A 22,226-nucleotide genomic window follows, 5' to 3' on the forward strand; every position below is an offset into this window, starting at 1 on the left:
CGCCCCCTTCCCCGATGAGCAATCCTTCGGATGCTAGAACGACTGAAACAGCCGCGCTTGAAGCGCGGCTGTTTCAAATTGCGGCGGCGGGACAGACGATCCCCTATGGCGCATTGGCCCGCGATCTGGGCTGGCGCATGGCTACGCTCACCGCAGCGCTTGAGGCATTGATGGAGGCCGACAGCGCCGCGCAACGCCCCCTGCGTGCATCCCTTTGCGAGGGCAAGCTCTCGCGCGGCCAGCCGGCTCTTGGCTTTTTTGAAAAAGCCGCCGCTTTGGGCTATGACATCAGCGATCCGGAAGCTTTCGTGGCAGCCGAGCGCGCGGCGCTTTTTGGCGCGTGACCCAAGCGCCACGCTTGCCACCAGCTGGTGTATTTGTGATTCACTCGCCCCGCTAGAATTGGTATGAGCGCGCAGACAAAGAGTGAAAGGATTCACCGTGAAAAGAGCAGCTCTCCTCCCGCTTTTCCTGCTGGCCGCCGCCCCGGCACAGGCCTTTGAACTGACTGGCGGTTCGGTCGGTGTCGGCTATTCCGGCTACACCAGCAATCTGTTGAAAAATGTCGACAAGACCACGCTTGATGGCCAGCTTGAGCTGAGCTTCGGCGACCTGGTCTCCGTGCAAGCCGATCTGGGTTTCGCCAATTTCGGCTTTGATGACGGCGAAGGCCATAACATCGCGCTGCATGGCATCTATCATCTGGGTTTTGACACCTCGGCCGGCCTTTACCTGGGCCGCGACAAGGTTGGCGACGACAGCGCCACTTTGACCGGGCTTGAGATCGCCCATAAGATGGGCCCCGTCGGGCTTGAGGGCTATGTGACTTATGCCAATGATAGCAACTTCAATGGCTTGGTCGGCGGTGCCGAGGCCAGCTATGGCATCAGCGACAGCCTTGATTTGGGCGTCCGCTGGGACCGCGCCAATATCGATAACTTCGATCTGACCCGTCTTTCGCTGGTCGGCGAATATGATCTGCCCAGCGGACTTGCCCTGACCGGCGAGATCGGCTCGGCCAAATTCAACGGCGCTGGCTCGGAGCCGTTCTTTGGCATCGGTGCCAAGATGAACTTCGGCTCCAACGGCGGCACCACCTTCCGCGACCGCAGCCTCTTGGACCTCGTCCCCGGCCTTTGATTTTTTTTTTGCAGCGGTGGGGCGTCAAGCCCCACCAAGACCGCCAGGATTGAGTGAGGCCACTCATCTCTTTCCAGCGCCATTTAGGCATCTGGCTGAATTTGCGGGTGTCGATCCGCCACCGCCTAACGGCCAATGCCCCCCACGAAGCGCCGATACCGGCCCATGCGCTTTGCGCATCGCCTCAATTTCAACTGTGATGTCGCGTAGACACAGCTTGATCTTCTTCTGACACCGGCCGTAAAAATCAAGCCTTTTCAATGCTTTTGTCGCTTCCGCGGCATGGATAACAAGTTTAGGAATCTTCCCTATCTTTTGACTGCGGGATTGATTCCAAATGCGCGCTACCCTTCTTCCTCTCTTCCTTATGGCCGCGGCTCCGGCACAGGCATTCGAAGTCACCGGTGGGTCGATTGGCCTGAGCCATTCGACGCTGACCAGCGACGAGAGCAACAATACCAGCAAGAACAGCATCACGGGCCAGGTTGAACTTGGTTTCGGTGGCCCCGTCGGCGTTCAGATCGATGCTGCCAAGACCAACTACAACCACTATGACCAAGGCAGCAAACATTTGATGCTGCACGGGTTCTATCGTTTCGCCTCGGGCACCGCTGTCGGCGCTTTCATCGGCCGCGACGAAACCGACTATCAGAGCTTCGATGTGAAGGGCCTCGAATTTGACCACTCGTTCGGTCAGTGGAGCCTTGAGGCCTACATCAGCCAAGTTTCCGGCGACTGGATGGACGGCGATGTCTTGGGCCTGCGCGTCGATTACAGCCTGAACGAACTCGCTCAAATTGGCCTGCGCTACGATGACAGCTCGATGCACTGGAGCTATCTGGAGCGCATCGCCATCACTGCCTCCTATACCTTGCCGCATGGCATTGTTGTAAGTGGAGAGTTTGGCACGTCGGAATATGAGGGCCAGAAAGACCCCTTCGCCTCGCTGGGTGTCGCATACCACTTCGGCAAAAACGGCAAAACGACCTTCGGCAGCCGCAACTTGTCCGACATCTACCCGACCGTTTGGGGGGGCGGCCTGGGCTGATCTGCCGCTCATGCTTGGCACCATCAAGGAGGGGCGGAAACGCCCCTCCTTTTCTTTTGAGCCGGTCGCCTATGGCCCACGGCCTGCGCCGCTTCCTTGCGCCTTTGTCGCAGCGCTTGTAGAGAAGCGTCATGACAAAAGCTCTTCACATCGTCGGCGGCGGAATGGCCGGGTCTGAGGCCGCTTGGGCGGCCGCCAATATGGGCGTGCCCGTGGTGCTGCATGAGATGCGGCCCAAGGTCGCCACTTTCGCGCATCGCACCAGCGATTTCGCCGAGATGGTCTGCTCAAACTCCTTCCGCTCGGATGATGATGAGCGCAATGCCGTCGGCCTTCTGCATTGGGAAATGCGGACGGCGGGCGGTTTGGTGATGCGCACCGCACAAAAGCACCGTCTACCCGCAGGGGGTGCTTTGGCGGTCGACCGTGATCCTTTTGCGGCCGAAGTCACGGCCCACCTGAAGGCGCATCCGCTGATTTCCACGTCTTATGAAGAGGTTACAGAGCTTCCTTCAGACGGAAACTGGATCATCGCGACCGGGCCTTTGACCAGCTCGGCCTTGGCCGAAAGCATCCGCTCGGCCACCGGGGCCGAGGCTTTGGCCTTCTTTGATGCCATCGCCCCGATCGTCTATGCCGAAAGCATCGACATGAACGTGGTCTGGCGCCAATCGCGCTATGACAAGGGCGAGACCGAGGAAGAGCAAAAGGCTTACCTCAACTGCCCGATGACCAAAGAGCAGTATGAGGCCTTCATCGACGCCCTTCTGGCGGCGGAAAAGACCGAGTTTCATGAGGGCGAAACCGCAGGTTACTTCGACGGCTGCCTGCCGGTCGAAGTCATGGCCGAGCGCGGGCGGGAAACCTTGCGCTTTGGTCCGATGAAGCCGGTGGGCCTGACCAATGCGCATCAGCCGGACGTGAAACCCTATGCCGTGGTGCAGCTGCGCCGCGACAATGCTTTGGGGACGCTTTACAACATCGTGGGCTTCCAAACCAAGATGAAGTACGGCGCGCAAACCGCTGTTTTCAAAACGATTCCCGGCCTTGAAAACGCCTCTTTCGCCCGACTTGGCGGCATCCACCGCAACACGTTCATCAACTCGCCCACGCTTCTGGACAGCCAGATGCGGCTGAAATCGCGGCCCCATATCCGCTTTGCCGGTCAGATCACCGGGGTCGAGGGCTATGTGGAATCCGCCGCAATGGGGCTTCTGGCGGGTCGGATGGCGGCCTCGGAAATCCTTGGCCAGCCGATCGCACCACCGCCGCCCGAGACGGCCATGGGCGCATTGGTGACCCATATCACCGGCGGGGCCGAGGCGAAGACTTTCCAGCCGATGAACGTTAATTTCGGGCTCTTCCCGCCGATCGACGCCAAAGGCGGCCGGCGCGGCCGCAAGGACCGCTACAAGGCCTATACCGACCGCGCCAAAGAGGCTTTCACGGAATGGCTTTCGTAACGCGCTTCGCCCCCTCGCCAACCGGGCCGCTGCATCTCGGCCATGCCTATTCGGCCCTCCTTGGCCATGACATGGCGCGGGCGGCGGGCGGGTCTTTCCTTCTGCGGATGGAAGACACCGATCTGGAACGCTGCCGCCCGGAATATGAGGCGCAGATCCTAGATGATCTCAGTTGGCTGGGGCTCACTTGGGACGGCCCGGTCCACCGCCAATCCGAACATATCGCCTGCTACAACGCGCGACTTGAGCCGCTCATCGCCCGCAGTCTTCTCTACCCCTGCTCCTGCACACGCTCGGACATCCGCGCCGCACTTTCCGCCCCGCAAGAGGGTGTGCAGCATAATGTTTATCCGGGCATCTGCCGAGGTCGGTCAATGGCAAGCCGCCTGCCCGGTGATGCTTTGCGGCTGGATCTGGGGGCCGCTTTGGCGCAACTCTCGCCGGAGGCATTGGTCTTCCAAGAGACCGGGGCCGCGCATGAAGGCCGCCACCTTGTCGAGGCAGACACCGCGCTTAGCGACATTGGCGATGTCGTACTCAGCCGGAAAGGTGAGGATATCGTTGCCTATTTCCTCGCCTCGGCCTTTGATGATGCCGATCAAGGTATTACGGATGTGGTGCGCGGGGTGGATCTCTTCACCTTCACCCCAATCCAAGTGATCTTGCAGCATCTTCTGGCGCTGCCGGCGCCGCGCTACCACCATCATGGGCTGATCCGCGACGATCAGGGCAAGCGTCTGGCCAAGCGAGACGACGCCCGCGCCATCGCCAAATACCGCGCCGAGGGCGCAAGCCCCGCCGATATCCGCCGCATGGTCGGGCTTTAACGCCTCAGACCATCGGCTCTGAGATCACCACTTCTTCGCCGTCCCGCAAGGCGGTGTAGAAGCACGACCGGCGATTGGTGTGGCAGGCCGGCCCCTCTTGCGTGACCAAAGCCAAAAGGCAATCGCGGTCGCAATCCACCCGCAGCTCCACCAGCCGCTGATGGTGGCCCGAGCTTTCGCCTTTCACCCAAAACGCCGCCCGCGACCGGCTCCAATAGGTCACCTTGCCGCTGGCAAGCGTCTGCGCCACCGAGGCCGCATTCATCCAAGCCATCATCAGCACCTCGCCCGAAGCATGGTCCTGCGCGATGCAGGGGATCAGGCCGGCGGCGTCATATTTCAGCGTGGCGGGGTCAAAACCCATGGCTCTCTCCTTGGCGGCGGGGTGGCTTCGGGATTACATAAGGGGCGTCGGAGGGCAAGCGATGAGCGATACGGATCTGGTGAAGCTTTACTCGGGGCGCATTCTGGCGCTGGCGGCCGATATCCCGCATCTGGGCCGGCTGGAGGCGCCGCAAGGCAGCGCCAAGCGCCGCTCGCCCTTGTGCGGCTCAACGGTAACGGTGGATCTGCGGGTGCAAGACGGCCGCGTTACGGAATTTGCGCAGGATGTGAAGGCTTGCGCCTTGGGTCAGGCTTCGGCGTCAATCTTGGGTGCGGTTGTTCTTGGCCGGTCGCATGCGGAATTGCAGACGGCTTTGCAGTCGGTGCGCGCCATGCTGAAAGACGCAGGCCCCGTCCCCGCAGCACCTTTTGAGGGCTATGAAGTGCTTTTGCCGGCGCGGGATTACAAGAACCGCCACGCCTCGATCCTCTTGGCGCTTGAAGCTGCATCTGAGGCCTTTGCCGCCGCTGCCAGCGCTGCCAGCGCTGCCGAAGCTTAACGCCCCCAGCATCACCAAAAAAAAACCGCCGCACATCCAATGGGATGGCGGCGGCAGTCGCGTGTCTGAGGCGCGCGAGGGGGGATGCGTCGAATCTCGGGACAGAGGGACGCAAGGCGCGCTTTGGGAACAGACCGCAGGCAGAAATCGTCAGGCGGTGCGCGTTATGCCGCGCCGGGCAAAGCAAGCGCTGCAAAGAGCATGAAGAACAAAGCCGCAATCCCCATGATGTCGCCGGCCAAGGTGGGCTCTGCTTGGGTCAAAGATTTAAGACGGGCGATCATTGCGGCTCTCCTGCTGTAATGTTGCCCTATTGTTCTCATCTCATTAATCACCTGTAAAGAACTTTTTGAGAACATACGCGAACATCGCAGGAACTAATGTGGTAATTTCCCGATAAGGTGTTGAGATGAAAAGGAGGTTTGCACCAATGGCTTCCCCAGCGGGACCTGCCCGCTGGTACCGGAGTTGGGGACTTCTCGCGATCGAAGTGCCTAGCCGACGCTGATCAACCGAATCGCGCGGTCTTGGTCCAAGAGCCAGAGCAACAGCCGCGCCGCCCGGCCGCGCGGGCTTTCAAGCGTTGGGTCCGTGGTTAAAAGCATCCGCGCATCGGTCTGTGCGGTGGCCATCAGTGCCGATTGCATCTCAAGATTGGCAATACGGAAGCGCGGCAGTCCCGACTGCGCCGTTCCGATCAAATCGCCCGCCCCGCGCATGGCAAGGTCTTCCTCGGCAATGCGAAAGCCGTCCTCGGTGTCGCGCAGTGTTTTAAGCCGCCGCGATGCCGTCTCGCCCAAGGGCGGCTGATACATCAAAAGGCAGGTCGATTCCGCACTGCCGCGCCCGACCCGGCCACGCAATTGGTGCAGTTGCGCCAAACCAAAGGTCTCGGCCCGCTCAATCACCATGATCGTGGCATTGGGGACGTTCACGCCGACCTCGATCACCGTGGTCGCCACCAGCACCGAGGTCTCGCCCGCGACGAAGCGCGCCATCGCGGCGTCTTTCTCAGCGGCAGGCATCTGGCCATGCACCAGACCAACCTTGCCCTCTCCCAAAGCCGCGCGCAGGGTGTTGAACCGCTCCACCGCCGAGGTGAGGTCGATCACCTCAGATTCCTCGACCAAGGGGCAGACCCAATAAGCCTGCCGCCCTTCGGCCACAGCCCGGGCAAGATGGCCGACCACCTCTTCCATCCGTTGCGCCGGGATCAAGGCGGTGCGGATCGGTTTACGGCCCGCGGGTTTCTCATCCAAAACCGAGACATCCATATCGCCATAAGTCGCCAGCGCCAGCGAGCGCGGGATCGGAGTGGCGGTCATCACCAACACATCCACCGCCTGCCCCTTGGCCCCCAGCTCCATCCTTTGCGCCACGCCGAAGCGGTGCTGCTCATCGATGACGGCAAGACGAAGGTCTTGGAAATGCACGTCCTTTTGGAAGACCGCATGCGTGCCAACCAGAATGTGGATGCGGCCATCGGCCAGATCTTTTAGCTTTGCCGCACGATCCGCGCCCTTGTCGCGTCCGGTTAAAAGCTCAAGCCGCACGCCCGCCGCCGCCGCCAATGGTGCCAGCCCCTCGTAATGCTGCCGCGCAAGGATTTCGGTCGGGGCCATCATCACGCCCTGCCCGCCTGCCTCGACCACGGTCACCAGCGCCATCAGCGCCACCAAGGTTTTGCCGGCCCCCACATCACCTTGCAAAAGCCGGTTCATCCGCAAAGGCGCCGCCAGATCGCCGGCGATCTCGGCTATCGCCCGCGTCTGCGCCGATGTTGGGCGATACGGCAGGCTTTTCAACACGTTATTCTGCAACTGCCCCGTACCGCGGCTTTCAATGCCGCGGCTGCGCCGCATGGATTGCCGCGCCAGAGAGAGCGTGAGCTGATGGGCAAAGAACTCATCATAAGCCAGCCGCTGCCGCGCCAGATCGCTTGGCGCCAGCGCTGCCGCATCGTTCGGCGCATGCGCGCGCAGCACCGCGTCACGCCAATCCGGCCATCCCTCGCGCGCCTTCAGCCCCGGATCAATCCATTCCGGCAGTTCAGGCGCGCGCGTCAAAGCCGCCACCGCCGCCTTTTGCACCTGCTTTTGCGATATCCCCGCAGTCAGCGGATAAACCGGCTCATAGCTCGGCAATGTGCCCGCCTCTGAGGGCAATAGCACATGGTCAGGATGCACCATCTGTGCCACGCCATCGAAGCTTTCGACCTTGCCCGACAGCACACGGCGCTGGCCTGGCGGCAAAAGCCGCTCCAGATAATCCCCCTTGGCGTGGAAGTAGATCACCGACCAGTCGAGTTGGCTGTCCTGCACGGCGATACGGTAAGGTCCGCCTTTGCGGCGCGGCGGGCTATGGGCGCCAATGGTGACCTCGACTGTCACCGTGGTGGGCAGGGTCGCCCCTTGTACCGTGTCGCGACGGCGCCGGTCGATGCCCGCATAGGGCAGCAGGAAAAGCAAGTCCTTTGGACGGGTTACCGCCAGAGCTTCAAAGGCGCGGGCAGTCTTCGGCCCAACGCCCTCTAGCGTCTCAAGCCCGGCATAAAGCGGGTAAAGGAGTTCCGGCCGGCTCATCCGCCGATCAACGCCAGCCAAGCGTCTTCGTCGATGACGGTGACGCCAAGCGCTTCCGCCGCTTTGGCCTTTGACCCGGCGCCGGGACCGGCAATCAACAGATCGGTTTTGGCCGAGACCGAGCCCGCCACTTTGGCACCCAAGGCTTCGGCCCGGGCCTTGGCCTCGGCCCTTGTCATCCGTTCAAGCGTGCCGGTGAAGACGACGATTTTGCCAGCAACCGGACTGTCGGTCGCAGCCGCCGCCACGGGTTGAACCTCGAGATGGGACACCAAAGCATCGATGGCCTGGCGCTCGGCGGGGTTACGAAACGCCTCCGTTAGCGAGGTGGCGAGCGTCGCCCCCACCCCATCAATCGAGGTCAATTCCTCCCATTGCGGGTTGCCAGGTTCAGCTTGGGTGATCGCCGCCTCAAAGGCCTGCCATGTGCCGTAATGGCGGGCAAGAAGGCCTGCGGCGGCCTCACCAGCATGACGGATGCCCAGCGCGAAAAGCAACCGATCGAGCGGGATGGTCTTTTTCGCCGCAATCGCGGCAAAAAGTTTGCGAACCGAAGTTTCTCCGAAGCCGTCACGGTTCTTGAGCTTTTTCAAACCATTGGCGGCATCACGCTCGGCCAGAGTGAAGATATCGGCCGGCGTCTTCACGGGAAGATCGGCGTCATCGTAAAAATATTCCACCTGCTTTGCGCCCAGACCTTCGATGTCGAAAGCCCCGCGCGAGACGAAATGCTTCAGCCGCTCCATCCCTTGCGCCGGGCAGATCAGCCCCCCCGAACACCGGCGAACCGCGTCGCCCTCAGTCCGCAAGGCAGCACTGCCGCATTGCGGACAGCTTTGCGGGAAGACATAGGCCGGGGCTGCGATGTCACGACGCGCAAGATCGACATCGGCGATCTTCGGGATCACATCCCCGGCACGGTAGACCTGCACCCAATCGCCAACGCGGATATCCTTGCCCTCACGGATCGGCTGACCCTTGGCATCGCGCCCGGCGATGTAATCTTCGTTGTGCAGCGTCGCGTTCGAGACCACCACACCGCCCACGGTCACCGGGGCAAGCCGCGCCACGGGAGAGAGCGCGCCAGTGCGGCCCACCTGAATATCAATTGCCTCAAGCCGGGTCCAAGCCAGTTGCGCGGGAAATTTATGTGCAATCGCCCAGCGCGGGGTTGAGGAGCGGAAGCCCAGCCGCGCCTGTAAGGCTAGATCATTGACCTTATAGACAACGCCGTCGATGTCGTAGCCAAGCGCCGCGCGCTGCAGCTCGATCTGGCGATACTGCGCGATCATCTCCTTTGGACCGGCGCAAAGCTTGGTCAGCGGATTGGTTTGAAAGCCAAATGCTGCAAGCCGCGCAATGGCCTCGGCCTGAGTGGCGGCCAAAGGATCGGAAAGCTGGCCCCAGCTATAGGCGTAAAAACGCAAGGGCCGGGCGGCGGTGATTTTACTGTCAAGCTGGCGTAAGGAACCTGCTGCGGCATTGCGCGGATTGGCAAAAACCTTATCGCCGCGCGCCGTTTGTCGTTCATTCAAGGCGGTGAAATCGGCGTGGCTCATATAAACTTCGCCGCGGATTTCCATCACCTCCGGCGCGCCCGAGACCTGCTGTGGAATATCCGAGATGGTGCGGGCATTCGCCGTCACATCTTCGCCCACCTCGCCGTCACCACGGGTCGCGGCCTGCACCAGCCGCCCATTCTCATAGCGCAACGAGAGCGATAGACCGTCGATCTTCGGCTCGGCGGTGAAGAACAAATCGCCGCTAAAGTTTAAATATTTCCGAACCCGATCGGCGAACTCTTCAACATCGCTGTCCTCGAAGGCATTCTCAAGGCTGAGCATCTTCTGCGCATGGCGAATTTTGTTAAAGCCATCTGCGACCGGTGCTCCAATTGCAGAAAGCATCGTGGCAGCTTTCTCAAAGCGAGGAAAAGCTTCAACCAGTTCGATGAACTGACGCTTCAGTTCATCGTAGTCAGCGTCACTAATCGATGGAGCGTCGGAAGTGTGGTATTCTCTATTTGATGCCCAGAGCAGCGCTTGAAGTTCGAAGAACTCCTCACGCGCTTCGTCTTCCGACATTTCTTTAAACCGACCAACGCGACTGGACACCACCATCACCTCACTGATGTGCATATCAGCCGGTGATAGGCGTTGCGAACTTTAAGGTCCAGAAAATGTCTACTCTGTCTGCCTCAGGCAGTGGCGACCAAACGATGTGTCGGTACAACTGCAGGGTCCCGCAGCACATAGCCACGGCCCCAAACCGTCTCGATGTAAGTCTCGCCGCCCGTCGCCTCGGCCAGCTTCTTGCGCAACTTACAGATGAAGACGTCAATGATCTTCAACTCAGGTTCATCCATGCCACCATAAAGGTGGTTTAGGAACATCTCCTTGGTCAGCGTCGTCCCCTTGCGCAAGGAGAGCAACTCCAGCATTTGATACTCTTTCCCCGTCAGATGAACCGACTTACCCTGAGCCTCGACGGTTTTCGCATCAAGGTTCACATTCACCTTGCCCGTGCGGATCATCGACTGGCTATGCCCCTTTGAGCGGCGGATGATCGCATGGATCCGCGCCACAAGCTCTTCGCGGTGGAAAGGTTTGGTTAAGTAGTCATCCGCGCCAAAGCCAAAGCCCCTCAGCTTCGATTCCGTATCATCCGATCCTGATAGGATCAGGATTGGCGTTTCAATCCGCGCGAGGCGAATTTGGCGCAACACCTCATGCCCCGGAATGTCGGGCAGGTTCAGATCCAGCAAGATCAGGTCGTAGTCGTAAAGCTTGGCCAGATCGATGCCGTCTTCCCCCATATCGGTGCAATAGACGTTCAGATTGGCATGAGTCAGCATCAGTTCGATGCTGCGCGACGTGGTCGGATCGTCTTCCACAAGGAGTATGCGCATTAGGTACAATCTCCGCTCAACCGCCGGGAGTGGCGTCACCTTCGTTAAGGAGACTGACAACCATTGGTTAATACCTCGTTAACATGGAACGCCGGCAACAGAAAACAACCTAAAGTTGTCTATATTTTTGAATAGCAGTCACCTTCAGGGCCTTCACCCCGTGCCGCTGCACCGCGCGGCACCAAAGATCAAACTCTTCTTCGGACAAGCCATACCGCTCCAATGCCTCAGACCGCGAGATCAACCCATAGGCCACAGCATTGACAACAATGGCCTTTCGGCTGGCCACCCAACGGCTGGTCGAGGCCGGCGGCAGATCGGCCCGGGACAGGATTTGCCCCCCGGGCAGGTTCACCTGGCGGGGGCCGTCAACACGTTTCAGATACATCGGCTGTGCCCTGTGCTTGGCAAGAGATGACAGCAGTCTGACGCAACGGGCTTAAGCAAACCTAAACTCATCCCCGTTGCAGGGGTTGAGAGTGGTCGGCATTTTCCTATATTGCAGCGCGAAAGCCCTACCATCCCTGCCCCAATGTTCTGGATCCGCCCTCATGCCGCGCGACCTGCCCCTCAATTCGCTTGGCTTGCCCAAAGCGCCCGCCGACACCCGTGTTGTGGTGGCGATGTCGGGTGGCGTTGATTCCTCGGTGGTGGCGGCGGTCTTGAAGGATGAGGGCTATGACGTGGTCGGCGTCACCTTGCAGCTATATGACCACGGCGCTGCCTTGGCCAAAAAGGGGGCGTGTTGCGCGGGGCGTGACATCCATGACGCCCGCCGCGTCGCCGAGGCGATGGGCTTTCCGCACTATGTCCTTGATTATGAAAACACCTTCCGCGAGGCGGTGATCGAGGAATTTGCCGATGCCTATCTGGCGGGTGCCACCCCGGTGCCCTGCATCCGCTGCAATGAACGGGTGAAGTTCAAGGATCTTCTGGCCACCGCCAAGGATTTGGACGCCGATTGCATGGCCACGGGCCATTATATCCAGCGCAAGATGGGGGCCAAAGGGGCAGAGCTGCACCGCGCCGTCGATGCCGCGCGCGACCAGTCCTATTTCCTCTTCTCGACCACGCAAGAGCAGCTGGACTACCTGCGCTTTCCGCTTGGCCATTTGGCGTCGAAGGCCGACACTCGGGCTTTGGCGGCGAAATACGGTCTCTCGGTGGCGGATAAACCCGACAGCCAAGACATCTGCTTCGTGCCCAATGGCAATTACGCCAGCGTGATCGAAAAGCTGCGCCCCGGTGCGGCCGATCCGGGCGATATCGTGGACCTTGAAGGCCGGATCTTGGGTCAGCATCGCGGCGTTATCCACTACACCATCGGCCAACGCAAAGGCCTTGGCATCGGCGGCTTGGGCGATCCGCTCTATGTCGTCCGCCTCGATCCCGAGACCCGTCGCGTTATCGTTGGCCCGAAAGAGGCGCTCTCGACCCGCGTTGTGCCGGTGCGTGAGATCAATTGGCTTGGCGATGAGCCCTTCGACAGCCGCCCCGAATGGGAACTTGAGGTCCGCGTCCGCTCGACCCGGCAGCCGCGTCCAGCCCTCGTGCGCCCGCTTTCGGCCACCACGGCCGAGGTGACGCTGTTTGAGCCCGAGGATGGCATCAGCCCCGGCCAAGCCTGCGTCTTCCACGCGCCCGAGGGCGGCCCGCGCGTCTTCGGCGGCGGTTGGATCTGGCGCGGTTACTAAGGTCTAAAGCCTCAGCGCTGCCTCTCTTTCAGAGCAAAAGTATCCCCGCCGGAGGCAACGGCCCTTAAGGGCCGTTCTTCATTTAGAGATGCGCAAGCACCGAGGCTGCAGCCCGTAGACCCGGCGGCTCGGCTCCGCGGCCCAAACGCTCCATCGTCACAGCCATCGCCTCGGCCTGCGGGCCAGCCCCACCGCGCAGAAGTGCCAATAGCGCAGGGGCGATTTTGTGGGCTCGGCAGTCAGGGCCGATGAATTCCGGCACCACACGGCTCTCTGAAACCAAATTGACCAACGTCACCGTGTCGATCCGCGCCATGCGCCGCATCAGCCACAAGGTCAGCGGTGCCATGTCATAGGCGATCACCATTGGGCAGCCTTGCGCGGCCAACTCCAAACTGACCGTGCCCGAAGCCGCAAGCGCTGCATCCGCTGCTGAGAAACAGGCCGTCCGCGTTGCAAGATCGGGTGCTGGCAAGATCACTGGAGGCACTGGCCAGGCCTTGGTGCTTTGCTCAACCGTCTCAACCAAATGCCGAGGCGTCGGCAGCACCACGCGCAGCTTGGGCAGGTCCTTGGCCAATAGCGCGAGCGTGTCACCAAAGGCCGGAATCAGCCGTGCGATCTCACCACGGCGCGAGCCGGGCAAGGCAACGACCAAAGGTGCCTCAGGGGCAATCCCTTGCGCCGCGCGGAATGCTTGCGCTTGGTCCGCGCTTGCCACCGGCTCCGAGACAACCGGATGGCCAACGAAATCGCAGCTCATCCCAGCGGCGGTCATATAGGGCGGCTCAAAGGGCAAAAGCGCCAGCACATGGTCGATAACCCGCGCCATCTTTGCCGCCCGCCCCGGCCGCCATGCCCAGACCGAGGGCGCCACATAATGCATCGTGCGCATCGCCGGGCGGCGCGCCTTCACCAAAGCTGCAACCCGCAGGCAGAAATCGGGGCTGTCGATGGTGATGAGCGCATTGGCTCCGCTGGCCAAAGCGGCCTCGGCCGCCTCGGCGATCCGGCGCTTGAGGGCGCGATATTTCGGCAAGATCTCGACAAGGCCCATGACGGAAAGCTCTTCCATCGGGAAGAGGCTTTGCAACCCCTCGGCCTCCATCGCAGGGCCACCGACGCCGAGGAATTCGACATCGGGCCGCAGCGCCTTTAGCCCAGCCATTAAAGCCGCACCCAGACGGTCACCAGAAGGTTCACCCGCGATCAGGAAGAAGCGCAAAGGAGCGGCGGGGACATGAGCCATGCGGCTTAGCCTCGGCTCGAGCGGCGCGCCCAGAGAAAGAGCCCATGCTCTGCCGCCAGCGCCTGCATCTGCGGCAGGTCCAGCGTTAAGACGCCGCCGGCCTCCCAAGCGATACCGCCCAAGCCTGCCTTGGCCGCCGCACGCACCGCATCCGGCCCAAGCGCCGGCAAATCTATGCGGCGATCCTGCAAAGGCTTTGGCGCTTTATAAAGCAAGCCCCGGCCTGCCGCTGCGGCTGGACGCAAGGCCCCCGGCAAAGCTTCGACCTGCGCCAGCATCGCATCTGTGCCAGCAAGGCTTTCCGCGCCAAGGCACAAGCCTTGCGCCACAACACAGCCTTGCCCCACATCGACGCGGCCCAAAGCTTCGGTGATCGCGGCGGCGCGAGTGGCATCCGCCTCATCGCGTGGCGTCAAGGCGCCAGCATAAAGCCCCTCGCCCGGCACCAAATCCGGCGCCACGTCCGAGACGCCAAGGATCGCGAAGCCCTCTTCTTCAAACAGAGCAATGACTTCGCGCAAGGTTGCATCATCGCCTTGCGCCAAAGACTGCATCAAGCGCGGCACGATCTGTGCGGTTTGCACATCGAAAAGCGAAGGATCCAGCCGCGGCCGCTGCACTGCGCCCGCAAAGGTGACTTGCGTCACCCCAGCCTCATGCAAAGCCGCAAAGAAGGGATATAGCCGCTCAATCCGAAAGCTCAGATCCGGTGTCACGCCGACCGGCGTATAGCCATCAAGCGCCGCCACGAAAGGCCGCTGCGGCAGGGCCGCAACCAAGGCCGCCGGCAAAGCCCCGGCGCCAGCAATGATCGCCAGGGTCATTTTTGCCCCTTGGGCGTCAGGAAAGAACGGTCCGACTTTGCCAAAATGAAATCGGTGATCTCACGCACAAGCGCACTTTCAGTGGTTTCGGCCAGATGCAGCACGCGGTCATGGAACGAGCCTTCATCCTCGGCCAAGGCGGCATAGGCGGCGCGCAGGGCTGAAATCTCGGCCCGCTCGGTGCCGCGACGCTTCAGCCCGACAAGGTTCAGCCCGTCCAACTCACCACGAGGAGCCTGCACAAGGCCGTAAGGGATCACATCATTGGTGACCATCGTGACCGCGCCAATGATCGCGCCTTTGCCAATGCGGACCCATTGATGAACGCCCGAAAGCCCGCCCAAGATGACATCATCGCCGATGTGGCAATGGCCAGCGATGGCGACATTATTGGCCATCACGACGCGGTTGCCCACGATGGCATCATGGCCAATATGGACGCCGGTCATCAAAAGGCAGTCGTCGCCGACTTCTGTCAGACCACCGCCACCTTCCGTGCCGGTGTTGAGCGTAGCGCCTTCACGGATGCGGCAGCGCTTGCCAACGACCAGCCGCGTCCGCTCGCCTTTGAACTTCAGATCCTGAGGTTCGCCCCCGACGCTGGCAAATTGCCAGATCTCGGTCTCATCGCCGATCTCGGTCCAACCGGTGACGACGACATGCGATTTCAGCACCACGCCGCGGCCCAAAGTGACCTCATTGCCGATGACGCAATAGGGGCCGATGCGGCAATCTGCGCCGATCGTGGCCCCGTCGTCGATCACGGCGGTCGGGTGGACAGTGGCTGAGCCGTGGATTGCCATGCGTTAGCCCTTCGGAACGTCGAACATGGCCATAAAGCTCGCTTCGCAGGCCAGTTCGCCCTCGACCATCGCCTTACCTTCGAATTTCCAGACCTTGCCACCGCCGCGCACAGCGCGAACATGCAGCTCAAGCACGTCACCGGGCACAACCTTACGGCGGAATTTCACGCCATCGACGCCCATGAAGAACACCTTGGCGTTCTTGTCGACCAACTCCATCGACAGGCCCACGAGCACGCCCGACGTCTGCGCCATCGCTTCGATAATCATCACACCGGGGAAAATCGGCATGCCGGGGAAATGGCCGGTGAACTGCGGCTCATTATAGGTGATGCATTTGATGCCCACGCAGGACTCGTGCAGCACGATGTCCTTGACCTTGTCGATCAAGAGGAACGGATAGCGATGCGGGATGATCCGCTGGATCAGCTCTAGATCGGCAGTCGTTGCGACGGATGCGGTTTGGGCAGGTGCATTCACGGGTTTGCTCTCCTGTGCCACCCCTTTGTGGGTCGGCGAATATGTGACGCCAACCTCAGCCGGCTTTCCCACCTGCTAACAACTCGTCGCGAAAGTGACAAGTTCCAAGGCAGCGCTCAGGCGTCAGGGCGCGGGATCGGGTTGAACCTCAGGCGCAGGGCTCGCAGGAGGCTGCGGTGCGGGAACAGGCTCTGGCGTCGGTACGGGCAAGGGTTTGGGATGGGTCGCATCCATGCGCTCGATCGCGGCGGCGGTGATATCAGCCTCGGTCACGGCCATCAGCACCGCCCCCGAAGCCAAAATCGCCGAGGCGCCACTTTCCATCATCACTTGGCGCAAAACCGGGCCAGCGGCCGCGAAAAACGCCCTTTGTTCGGCATCGCGCGTGGCGATCAAAGCTTGGCTCTTGGTGTCTTGGGCGCGACGGATCCCCTCAACCCGCATGTCGAAATCGCGCGCAATCCGGCTGAAATCAGCCGCAGGCACCGCCGAGCGGCGTTCGGTCAAGGCTTGCTCTTCCTTTTGCAAAGCCTCTTCGATGCGCCGGTTCTCAGCCGCGAGATTGTCGCGCTCCACCTCAAGTGCTGCGATCACCGCCCTGCCCCAAGCGCTTTCGCGAAAGAAGCGGTCGGCGTCGAGCGTGACCACTGCCGGAGCGGTTTGTGTCAGAGGCGTCAATTGCCCGATCACGCCTTGAAACTGTGTCCGATCCTCAGCGACGGCCTGGCGCGGCGAAGCAACCAGCACGGCCGCTGCCGCAAGGGCCAACCCGCACAGGCCTGGCATCAAAGGCACAAGATCAGGCGCCGCGGATGAACCGCGGCGCGCGAGGCGAAACCTGTGCTTAGAACTTGGTAGAGACCGTGACATCGAAGGATTGTTCCTTGTCGAAGTCTTCTTTGACCAGCGCTCTGGAGAAGTTAAAGCGCAACGGGCCCATCGGCGTGTTCCACATCAGCGACAGGCCAACCGAGACGCGCGGCTTGAAGCTGTCGTCGACCGAGCCTGCACCCAGCACACCATCGGTATTCGAAAGGCTCCAGACCGAGCCGACATCCAAGAACGCACCGCCCGTCATGCCGTATTCTTCCGGCAGACCAATCGGGAAATCAGCTTCGAAGCGCGCGACGGCAAAGGCGTTACCGCCAAGCGCGTCGCGATCCCCTGTCGGTCCGCCATCGCGCGGACCAATGCCATTCGGCTCAAAGCCGCGGATCTTACCATTGCCAAAGTAGCGTTCGGTCACACGGGTTGTGCTGCCCGAGAAGCCATGCACATAGCCGCCCTCGAAGATCGCGCGCACCGTGACTTCTTCGTTCCAAACCCGCTTCTCAGCCATCGCCATTGCGGTGGTGCTCAGGAACTTCGTATCGCCGCCAAGCCCACTAATTTCTTGACCAAAGCGGAGGACGTAGCTCGTGTTTGGGTTCAGGCCGGTGATCCGGTTGTCGAAGTTATAGCGGTAGCCAAGCGCACTGGTGATCAGCGCCCCATTGTCGCCCTGCGCCAACTCTGCCCGCAAGATGGGCGAGCTATCGGCGTTGGGGAGGCCAGTGGTATCATTCATATCGTAGTCAAAGATCCTATCTTTCGACAGACGATAGGTCAGATCCAGCCGCGACTGTTCACCCACGGGGAAGCCCAAGCCAAAGCCAAAGCCCACATTGCGCGTGTTATAAAGCGCATTGTCATTGTCCGACGTACGATAGTAGCCGTTGATGTTGAACGACAAATCGCGCCCCAGCACCGAAGGCTCGGTGAAGGAGAAAGACGAGTTCTGCGTGTCCGAGGTGTTGGCAAGGCTCAAAGCAATCGCCTGCCCGCGGCCCAAGAAATTCCGCTCGGAGAAGTTGACGTTAAAGCCGGTGCCGCTGGCGACCGAGTAGCTCAGACCGAAGCCCAGCGAGCCGGTCGGCTGTTCTTGCACATCGACGTTGACCACCACCTGATCAGGGCTGGACCCCTGCTCGGCATTGACCTTGGCATCGCCAAAGAAGCCAAGCGCGCGGATACGCTCAGCCGACTGACGGATTTCGCGCGCATTGAAGGGGTCGCCTTCAACCGTGCGGAACTGACGCCGCACCACCTGATCCAAAGTCGTCGCATTGCCTTCAATATCAATGCGTTCGACAAAGATCCGCTCGCCCCGAACCAAGGCGAATTCCACGTTCACCGCTTGACCACGATCATTGCGGGTGATGCGCGGATCGATGCGAACGAAGTTCAGGCCCTTTTTCAGCGCCAGATTTTCCATCCGGGCGATGATGTTCTCAATCGCAGCCGGGTTGAAGGTCTGACCGGCGCGGATCTTTTGCAGCGCCGCAAATTCGGCCACATCCACGCCTTCGATCTCAGAGACCGTGGTGATCTGACCAAATGTATAGGGCAGGCCTTCGCTGATGGTGAAGGTCACGAAGCTCGCGTCGCGCTCGCGCGAGGTCTCGGCGGTGGCATCGGTGACTTGGAAGTCGATATAGCCCCGCGAGCGGTAGAAATCGGTCAGCATCTGCTTGTCGACTTCCAGACGCTCGGCAACGAAGCTGTCGCGCTGGATCAGCGCACGCAAGAAGCCTGCCTGTTTGGTCTCAAGCACTTGGCGCAAGCGACGGTCTGAGAAGGCACGGTTGCCGACGAACGACAGCCGCTCAATCTCAACGACCTTGCCTTCGGCAATCTCAAAGACCAGATCGACCCGATTGCCATCACGGCGGATCACCTTGGGGGTGACGCTAGCGGCCAAACGGCCCCGAATCCGGTAGATCTCGGCAATCGCAGCGGCGTCCGATTCGGCGGTTGCGGGCGAGAACGGCTTGCGCGATTGCGATTGGATCGCCGCGGCCAGCTCTTCATCTTTAAGGACCTTATTGCCCTCAAAGTTGATGATATTGACGAACGGATATTCGGTCACTTTGATCAGAAGCGTATTGCCCTGCGGCACCAGCTCGACCGTCTCAAAAAGGCCGGTTCGTGCCAGACGCTGGTAGGCATCGTTCAAATCCGACGCCGAAACCGCGCCGCCGCGGCCGATTCCAGCATAAGACAGGATCGTCGTGGTATCGACGCGATTGTTGCCCTCAACCGTAACGCCCGAAAAAGCAAAGCTTTGCGCCACGGCCGGAGCGAGAGGCGCGAGGCTAAACCCAGCCGCGCCAAGGAAAACCGCTGTGGCAAGCAGCCGGGCCCGAGAAGAGGGACGCAGGGTCCTGCCGCAAGTGTCTGCCATAACCAAGCCCCTCGAGTTTCGAATGTCCCTGCTTGGGGATAGCGGGAAAGCTGCATCTTGTCAAAAGGCTGCGGGGGGTACGGCCAACTTTGCCACATGTGGTATCTGCGGGCGCGCGCCAAAGGGCACCGAACTCCCGCTCTGATTGCAACGCTTAACCCGATGAGCAGCCTGCCCCGCCCTAGGCGGACAGAAAGAGCTGCGCATAGGTGCCGCCCCAATCACGCCCCATGTGGCAGAAAATACACGCAGAGAGCAATTACGGGCCGACAATGGCCGTGCCAAGGAAGGCACCGGCCAAAAGGCCAAGCACAATGGTGCCTGCGGTAAAAAGCCGGTCAAGGTTCAGACGCACCAACAGGCTGATACCGGGAAAGGTTTGCCGAACAAACTGCATGACAGCTCCCCATCTCATGGCGGACACAAACACTCGGATGCGTCTCTATACCCCCGGAATAGGGCATGACTGTGGCGCCGTGCTGCCTTGGGATAGCCCCGAGGCGGCGACGGCCCGTGATCTGCCCCGGCTTAGACGCAGATCAGATCTTGCAGCAAGGCAAAGGCCATCAAGGACAACAGCAGCGTCAGACCAATTGACATCAGCACTTGCAACGCCCGGTCCGAGGGCGGGCGGCGCGCCACCGCTTCATAGGCGTGGAACACCAGATGCCCACCGTCGAGCACCGGAATCGGAAAGAGGTTCAAAAGCCCGATGCCGAAAGAGATGATGGCAAAGAGGCTAAAGAACGCCTCGGGGCCAACTTTGGCCGCATCGCCCAAAGCATCGGCCATGCCGATCACGCCCGACATATTGCAGGTCGAAAGCCGACCCGCCACCATATGGTAAAGCCCCGAGAAGGTTCCGGTGGTGATGCCCCACATCTGATTGAAGGCACCGGTGACCGACTCGCCCAAGCCGCCCCGACGGGTGCCTGGCTCGAAGATCAGACCTTGCGAGATCCCCATCAGCCATTCGGTCTTAAAGCTGCCATCGGGTTGCGGGATGTCGCGCTGGCGTGGCGTCAGCACCATCTCGGTCGCGGTGCCATCGCGCCAAACCGTCAGCGGCACAGGTTTGCCGCCCGAGCCGGTGACGATCTCGCGCAACTGCATGAAGGTGGTGATCGGATTGCCATCGGCCTCGATGATCACATCGCCGCTGCGCACCCCGGCATCCACCGCCGCCGATTTCACCTGCACAGAATTTACCATTGCGGGCGCCGGATGAGGGCCGGGGAAGGTGATGACCTGCCCTGCCCGCTCGACGGTCCAGTCAACGGTTGGCGTCTCGGGCAGAACCGCGTCGCGGGCATCGCCATTGCCATTGGCCAGCTGCGACAAGGCGCGCAGGCTGTCGATCTCAAGACCATTCACAGCCAAGATGACGTCGCCGTCCTGCAGCATCTGTCCCTCATAGGGCAGCGGCAAAGCGCGCTCTACCCGAGGCTGACCATCTGGAATGCCGATCACCAGCCCCATGATCACCAAAACCACAAACGTCAGGATAAAATTGGCCAAAGGCCCTGCGGCCACGGTTGCAGCCCGGGCCCAAAGCGGCGCGCCAGCCATTGTGTGGCGGCGCTCGTCGGCAGACAGCCCTGCCGTCTCGGCACTGCGCACCGAGGAAGCATCGGCGTCGCCCAAGAATTTAACATAGCCACCGAAAGGAATGGCGGCGATCTGCCATTTGGTGCCGCGCTTATCGGTGCGGCTGAGCAAGACCTTGCCAAAGCCCACCGAGAAAACCTCGGCATGGATGCCGGTCCAACGCCCCACGATGTAATGGCCGTATTCATGCACCGCGACGATGATCGACAGCGCGATGATGAAGAAGAACCCCGCCCAGATCACGGCCCAAGCCGATCCGCCAAGGGCCGCAATAACATCGCTCATGCGCTTATTCCTGTGCTGTTTTCTGTGCTGCTGATCGCCTCGGCGGCCCTGATCCTTGCCAGATGGTCCATCTCCAGAACATCCTCAAGGGTCATCACGTCATTTCCAAGGCCAGATCCCCGCAGATCCCCGGCCGCAGTCAACCGCTCCAGCGTGGTTTCAACCACATCGGCCATTTGCATAAAGCCCAGACGCCCCGCCAAGAAACCATCAAGGGCAATCTCTTTGGCCGCGTTGAAGGCGGCCCCCGCAAGGCCGCGCTGGGCCATCACCTCACGGCAAAGCCGCAAGGCCGGGTAGCGCGCCATCTCGGGCGCGCGGAAGGTCAGGGTCGAAAGCTGCGCAAAGTCCAGCTTGGCCACTGGGAGTGCAGCCCGTTCCGGCCAGTTCAGCGCATAGCCGATTGGGTGGCGCATGTCGGGGCTGCCAAGATGCGCCATGATCGCCCCATCGTGAAAGCCAACCATCGAGTGGATGATGGATTCGGGGTGAATGATCACTTCGATCTGCTCCGGCGCGACCCCAAAATACTCACGCGTTTCAATAACTTCCAAGGCTTTGTTAAACATAGAGGCCGAGTCGATTGTGATCCGTTGCCCCATCGCCCAATTGGGATGCGCCAAGGCGTCTTGCACCCGCGCCGCCGCCAATGCCTCAATCGGCCAATCGCGCAAAGCCCCGCCCGAGGCGGTAAGGATGATCCGCTCAACCGCCGAGAGATCCTCGCCCACCAAGGCCTGATAGATCGCTGAATGCTCTGAATCGACCGGCAGGATGCGCGCTTTGTGCCGCGCGGCGGTTTGCATGAGCAAAGGCCCCGCGGTGACCAAGGATTCCTTATTGGCCAAAGCCAAAGTGGCACCTTGCGCCAGCGCGCGCAGGCCGGGCACCAGACCGGCGGCACCGATGATCGCACTCATCACCCAATCCACGGGACACTCGGCGGCCTCGGCAATGGCTTCTGGTCCGGCCGCACTGATCGTGGATGTGCCCGCTAAAGCCGCGCGCAACGCGGGCAAATCGGCCGGATCGGCGCAGACCGCCAGCTCGGCCCGCAAAATACGGGCTTGCTCGGCCAGCCGCGTGACATTGCGGCCCGCGGTCAGCGCCACGACCTGATAGGCCTCGGCCCCGCCGGCGCGCTGGATGAGGTCAATGGTCTGTTCTCCGACCGAACCGGTCGCACCAAAAATCGAAATACGACGCAT

Annotated in this window: 21 protein-coding genes; 7 read left to right on the top strand and 14 right to left on the bottom strand. The window is 61.2% G+C overall.

Features of this window, described 5'->3' with window-relative positions:
• Positions 1-14: 14 nt before the first annotated feature.
• From Q9295_RS16595 to gluQRS, 5 genes are all read left to right on the top strand, one after another.
• Complete coding sequence (locus Q9295_RS16595) at positions 15-344, top strand: hypothetical protein (protein WP_306681709.1); 330 nt, start codon at positions 15-17, stop codon at positions 342-344.
• A gap of 97 nt (positions 345-441) precedes the next feature.
• On the top strand, positions 442-1,140 hold the full coding sequence (locus Q9295_RS16600) for a hypothetical protein (RefSeq protein ID WP_306681710.1): 699 nt from the start codon (positions 442-444) through the stop codon (positions 1,138-1,140).
• Positions 1,141-1,477: 337 nt separating this feature from the next.
• Entirely contained in the window at positions 1,478-2,188 is a 711-nt protein-coding gene (locus tag Q9295_RS16605) for a hypothetical protein (protein WP_306681712.1), read from the top strand.
• A gap of 131 nt (positions 2,189-2,319) precedes the next feature.
• Positions 2,320-3,651 carry a methylenetetrahydrofolate--tRNA-(uracil(54)-C(5))-methyltransferase (FADH(2)-oxidizing) TrmFO gene (trmFO, locus tag Q9295_RS16610; RefSeq protein WP_306681713.1) on the top strand — a complete coding sequence of 444 codons (1,332 nt, stop codon included), beginning with the start codon at positions 2,320-2,322 and terminating at the stop codon, positions 3,649-3,651.
• On the top strand, positions 3,639-4,478 hold the full coding sequence (gene gluQRS, locus Q9295_RS16615) for a tRNA glutamyl-Q(34) synthetase GluQRS (RefSeq protein ID WP_306681714.1): 840 nt from the start codon (positions 3,639-3,641) through the stop codon (positions 4,476-4,478). The genes trmFO and gluQRS overlap by 13 nt, the downstream gene beginning before the upstream one ends.
• A 4-nt stretch (positions 4,479-4,482) precedes the next feature.
• Here the strand turns inward: gluQRS and hisI are convergent, their stop codons facing one another.
• Complete coding sequence (hisI, locus tag Q9295_RS16620; RefSeq protein WP_306681715.1) at positions 4,483-4,842, bottom strand: phosphoribosyl-AMP cyclohydrolase; 360 nt, start codon at positions 4,840-4,842, stop codon at positions 4,483-4,485.
• Positions 4,843-4,903: 61 nt separating this feature from the next.
• Here hisI and Q9295_RS16625 point away from each other — a divergent pair, with 61 nt between their 5' ends.
• Positions 4,904-5,362, top strand: coding sequence for an iron-sulfur cluster assembly scaffold protein (locus Q9295_RS16625; protein WP_306681716.1), 459 nt, complete (start codon positions 4,904-4,906; stop codon positions 5,360-5,362).
• A 494-nt stretch (positions 5,363-5,856) separates the two neighbouring features.
• On the opposite strand, the gene recG is transcribed toward Q9295_RS16625, so the two are convergent.
• The 4 genes from recG to sciP all read right to left on the bottom strand — a co-directional run bounded on the left by recG (position 5,857) and on the right by sciP (position 11,240).
• Complete coding sequence (recG, locus tag Q9295_RS16630) at positions 5,857-7,944, bottom strand: ATP-dependent DNA helicase RecG (RefSeq protein WP_306681717.1); 2,088 nt, start codon at positions 7,942-7,944, stop codon at positions 5,857-5,859.
• The gene (gene ligA / locus Q9295_RS16635) at positions 7,941-10,064 is read right to left on the bottom strand and encodes an NAD-dependent DNA ligase LigA (RefSeq protein WP_373457478.1); all 2,124 of its coding nucleotides are present in this window, start codon (positions 10,062-10,064) and stop codon (positions 7,941-7,943) included. Before ligA ends, recG begins: the two co-directional genes overlap by 4 nt.
• A 77-nt stretch (positions 10,065-10,141) precedes the next feature.
• Positions 10,142-10,852 carry a response regulator transcription factor CtrA gene (ctrA, locus tag Q9295_RS16640; RefSeq protein ID WP_306681719.1) on the bottom strand — a complete coding sequence of 237 codons (711 nt, stop codon included), beginning with the start codon at positions 10,850-10,852 and terminating at the stop codon, positions 10,142-10,144.
• 109 nt (positions 10,853-10,961) lie between these two features.
• Positions 10,962-11,240: a CtrA inhibitor SciP gene (gene sciP / locus Q9295_RS16645; protein ID WP_306681720.1), complete on the bottom strand. Its 279-nt coding sequence runs from the start codon at positions 11,238-11,240 to the stop codon at positions 10,962-10,964.
• A gap of 163 nt (positions 11,241-11,403) precedes the next feature.
• On the opposite strand from sciP, the gene mnmA reads away from it, so the two are divergent.
• Entirely contained in the window at positions 11,404-12,546 is a 1,143-nt protein-coding gene (gene mnmA / locus Q9295_RS16650) for a tRNA 2-thiouridine(34) synthase MnmA (protein ID WP_306681721.1), read from the top strand.
• A gap of 82 nt (positions 12,547-12,628) precedes the next feature.
• Here the strand turns inward: mnmA and lpxB are convergent, their stop codons facing one another.
• The 9 genes from lpxB to dxr form a co-directional block, all read right to left on the bottom strand.
• On the bottom strand, positions 12,629-13,771 hold the full coding sequence (gene lpxB / locus Q9295_RS16655; RefSeq protein ID WP_306681739.1) for a lipid-A-disaccharide synthase: 1,143 nt from the start codon (positions 13,769-13,771) through the stop codon (positions 12,629-12,631).
• A 29-nt stretch (positions 13,772-13,800) separates the two neighbouring features.
• Entirely contained in the window at positions 13,801-14,619 is an 819-nt protein-coding gene (locus Q9295_RS16660; protein WP_306681722.1) for an LpxI family protein, read from the bottom strand.
• Positions 14,616-15,422 (bottom strand): acyl-ACP--UDP-N-acetylglucosamine O-acyltransferase, encoded by an 807-nt coding sequence (gene lpxA, locus Q9295_RS16665; RefSeq protein ID WP_306681723.1) that lies wholly within the window; start codon positions 15,420-15,422, stop codon positions 14,616-14,618. The genes Q9295_RS16660 and lpxA overlap by 4 nt, the downstream gene beginning before the upstream one ends.
• 3 nt (positions 15,423-15,425) lie before the next feature.
• Positions 15,426-15,902: a 3-hydroxyacyl-ACP dehydratase FabZ gene (gene fabZ, locus Q9295_RS16670; RefSeq protein WP_306681724.1), complete on the bottom strand. Its 477-nt coding sequence runs from the start codon at positions 15,900-15,902 to the stop codon at positions 15,426-15,428.
• A gap of 123 nt (positions 15,903-16,025) precedes the next feature.
• Positions 16,026-16,649: an OmpH/Skp family outer membrane protein gene (locus Q9295_RS16675; RefSeq protein ID WP_306681725.1), complete on the bottom strand. Its 624-nt coding sequence runs from the start codon at positions 16,647-16,649 to the stop codon at positions 16,026-16,028.
• Between the two features lie 97 nt (positions 16,650-16,746).
• Complete coding sequence (gene bamA / locus Q9295_RS16680) at positions 16,747-19,125, bottom strand: outer membrane protein assembly factor BamA (protein WP_306681726.1); 2,379 nt, start codon at positions 19,123-19,125, stop codon at positions 16,747-16,749.
• A 259-nt stretch (positions 19,126-19,384) separates the two neighbouring features.
• On the bottom strand, positions 19,385-19,522 hold the full coding sequence (locus tag Q9295_RS16685) for a hypothetical protein (RefSeq protein WP_306681727.1): 138 nt from the start codon (positions 19,520-19,522) through the stop codon (positions 19,385-19,387).
• 131 nt (positions 19,523-19,653) lie between these two features.
• The gene (rseP, locus tag Q9295_RS16690) at positions 19,654-21,018 is read right to left on the bottom strand and encodes an RIP metalloprotease RseP (protein WP_306681729.1); all 1,365 of its coding nucleotides are present in this window, start codon (positions 21,016-21,018) and stop codon (positions 19,654-19,656) included.
• Positions 21,015-22,226, bottom strand: a complete 1,212-nt coding sequence (gene dxr / locus Q9295_RS16695; protein ID WP_306681730.1) for a 1-deoxy-D-xylulose-5-phosphate reductoisomerase — start codon at positions 22,224-22,226, stop codon at positions 21,015-21,017. The genes rseP and dxr overlap by 4 nt, the downstream gene beginning before the upstream one ends.

The organism is Pseudogemmobacter lacusdianii, assembly GCF_030848395.1.
GTDB classification, from domain to species: Bacteria; Pseudomonadota; Alphaproteobacteria; order Rhodobacterales; family Rhodobacteraceae; genus Pseudogemmobacter; species Pseudogemmobacter lacusdianii.

Coding starts and splice junctions, on each gene's coding strand:
- Q9295_RS16595 (WP_306681709.1), top strand. CDS start 15: ATGAGCAATCCTTCGGATGCTAGAACGACTGAAACAGCCGCGCTTGAA.
- Q9295_RS16605 (WP_306681712.1), top strand. CDS start 1,478: ATGCGCGCTACCCTTCTTCCTCTCTTCCTTATGGCCGCGGCTCCGGCA.
- trmFO (WP_306681713.1), top strand. CDS start 2,320: ATGACAAAAGCTCTTCACATCGTCGGCGGCGGAATGGCCGGGTCTGAG.
- gluQRS (WP_306681714.1), top strand. CDS start 3,639: ATGGCTTTCGTAACGCGCTTCGCCCCCTCGCCAACCGGGCCGCTGCAT.
- hisI (WP_306681715.1), bottom strand. CDS start 4,842: ATGGGTTTTGACCCCGCCACGCTGAAATATGACGCCGCCGGCCTGATC.
- Q9295_RS16625 (WP_306681716.1), top strand. CDS start 4,904: ATGAGCGATACGGATCTGGTGAAGCTTTACTCGGGGCGCATTCTGGCG.
- recG (WP_306681717.1), bottom strand. CDS start 7,944: ATGAGCCGGCCGGAACTCCTTTACCCGCTTTATGCCGGGCTTGAGACG.
- ligA (WP_373457478.1), bottom strand. CDS start 10,064: ATGGTGGTGTCCAGTCGCGTTGGTCGGTTTAAAGAAATGTCGGAAGAC.
- ctrA (WP_306681719.1), bottom strand. CDS start 10,852: ATGCGCATACTCCTTGTGGAAGACGATCCGACCACGTCGCGCAGCATC.
- sciP (WP_306681720.1), bottom strand. CDS start 11,240: ATGTATCTGAAACGTGTTGACGGCCCCCGCCAGGTGAACCTGCCCGGG.
- mnmA (WP_306681721.1), top strand. CDS start 11,404: ATGCCGCGCGACCTGCCCCTCAATTCGCTTGGCTTGCCCAAAGCGCCC.
- Q9295_RS16660 (WP_306681722.1), bottom strand. CDS start 14,619: ATGACCCTGGCGATCATTGCTGGCGCCGGGGCTTTGCCGGCGGCCTTG.
- lpxA (WP_306681723.1), bottom strand. CDS start 15,422: ATGGCAATCCACGGCTCAGCCACTGTCCACCCGACCGCCGTGATCGAC.
- bamA (WP_306681726.1), bottom strand. CDS start 19,125: ATGGCAGACACTTGCGGCAGGACCCTGCGTCCCTCTTCTCGGGCCCGG.
- Q9295_RS16685 (WP_306681727.1), bottom strand. CDS start 19,522: ATGCAGTTTGTTCGGCAAACCTTTCCCGGTATCAGCCTGTTGGTGCGT.
- rseP (WP_306681729.1), bottom strand. CDS start 21,018: ATGAGCGATGTTATTGCGGCCCTTGGCGGATCGGCTTGGGCCGTGATC.
- dxr (WP_306681730.1), bottom strand. CDS start 22,226: ATGCGTCGTATTTCGATTTTTGGTGCGACCGGTTCGGTCGGAGAACAG.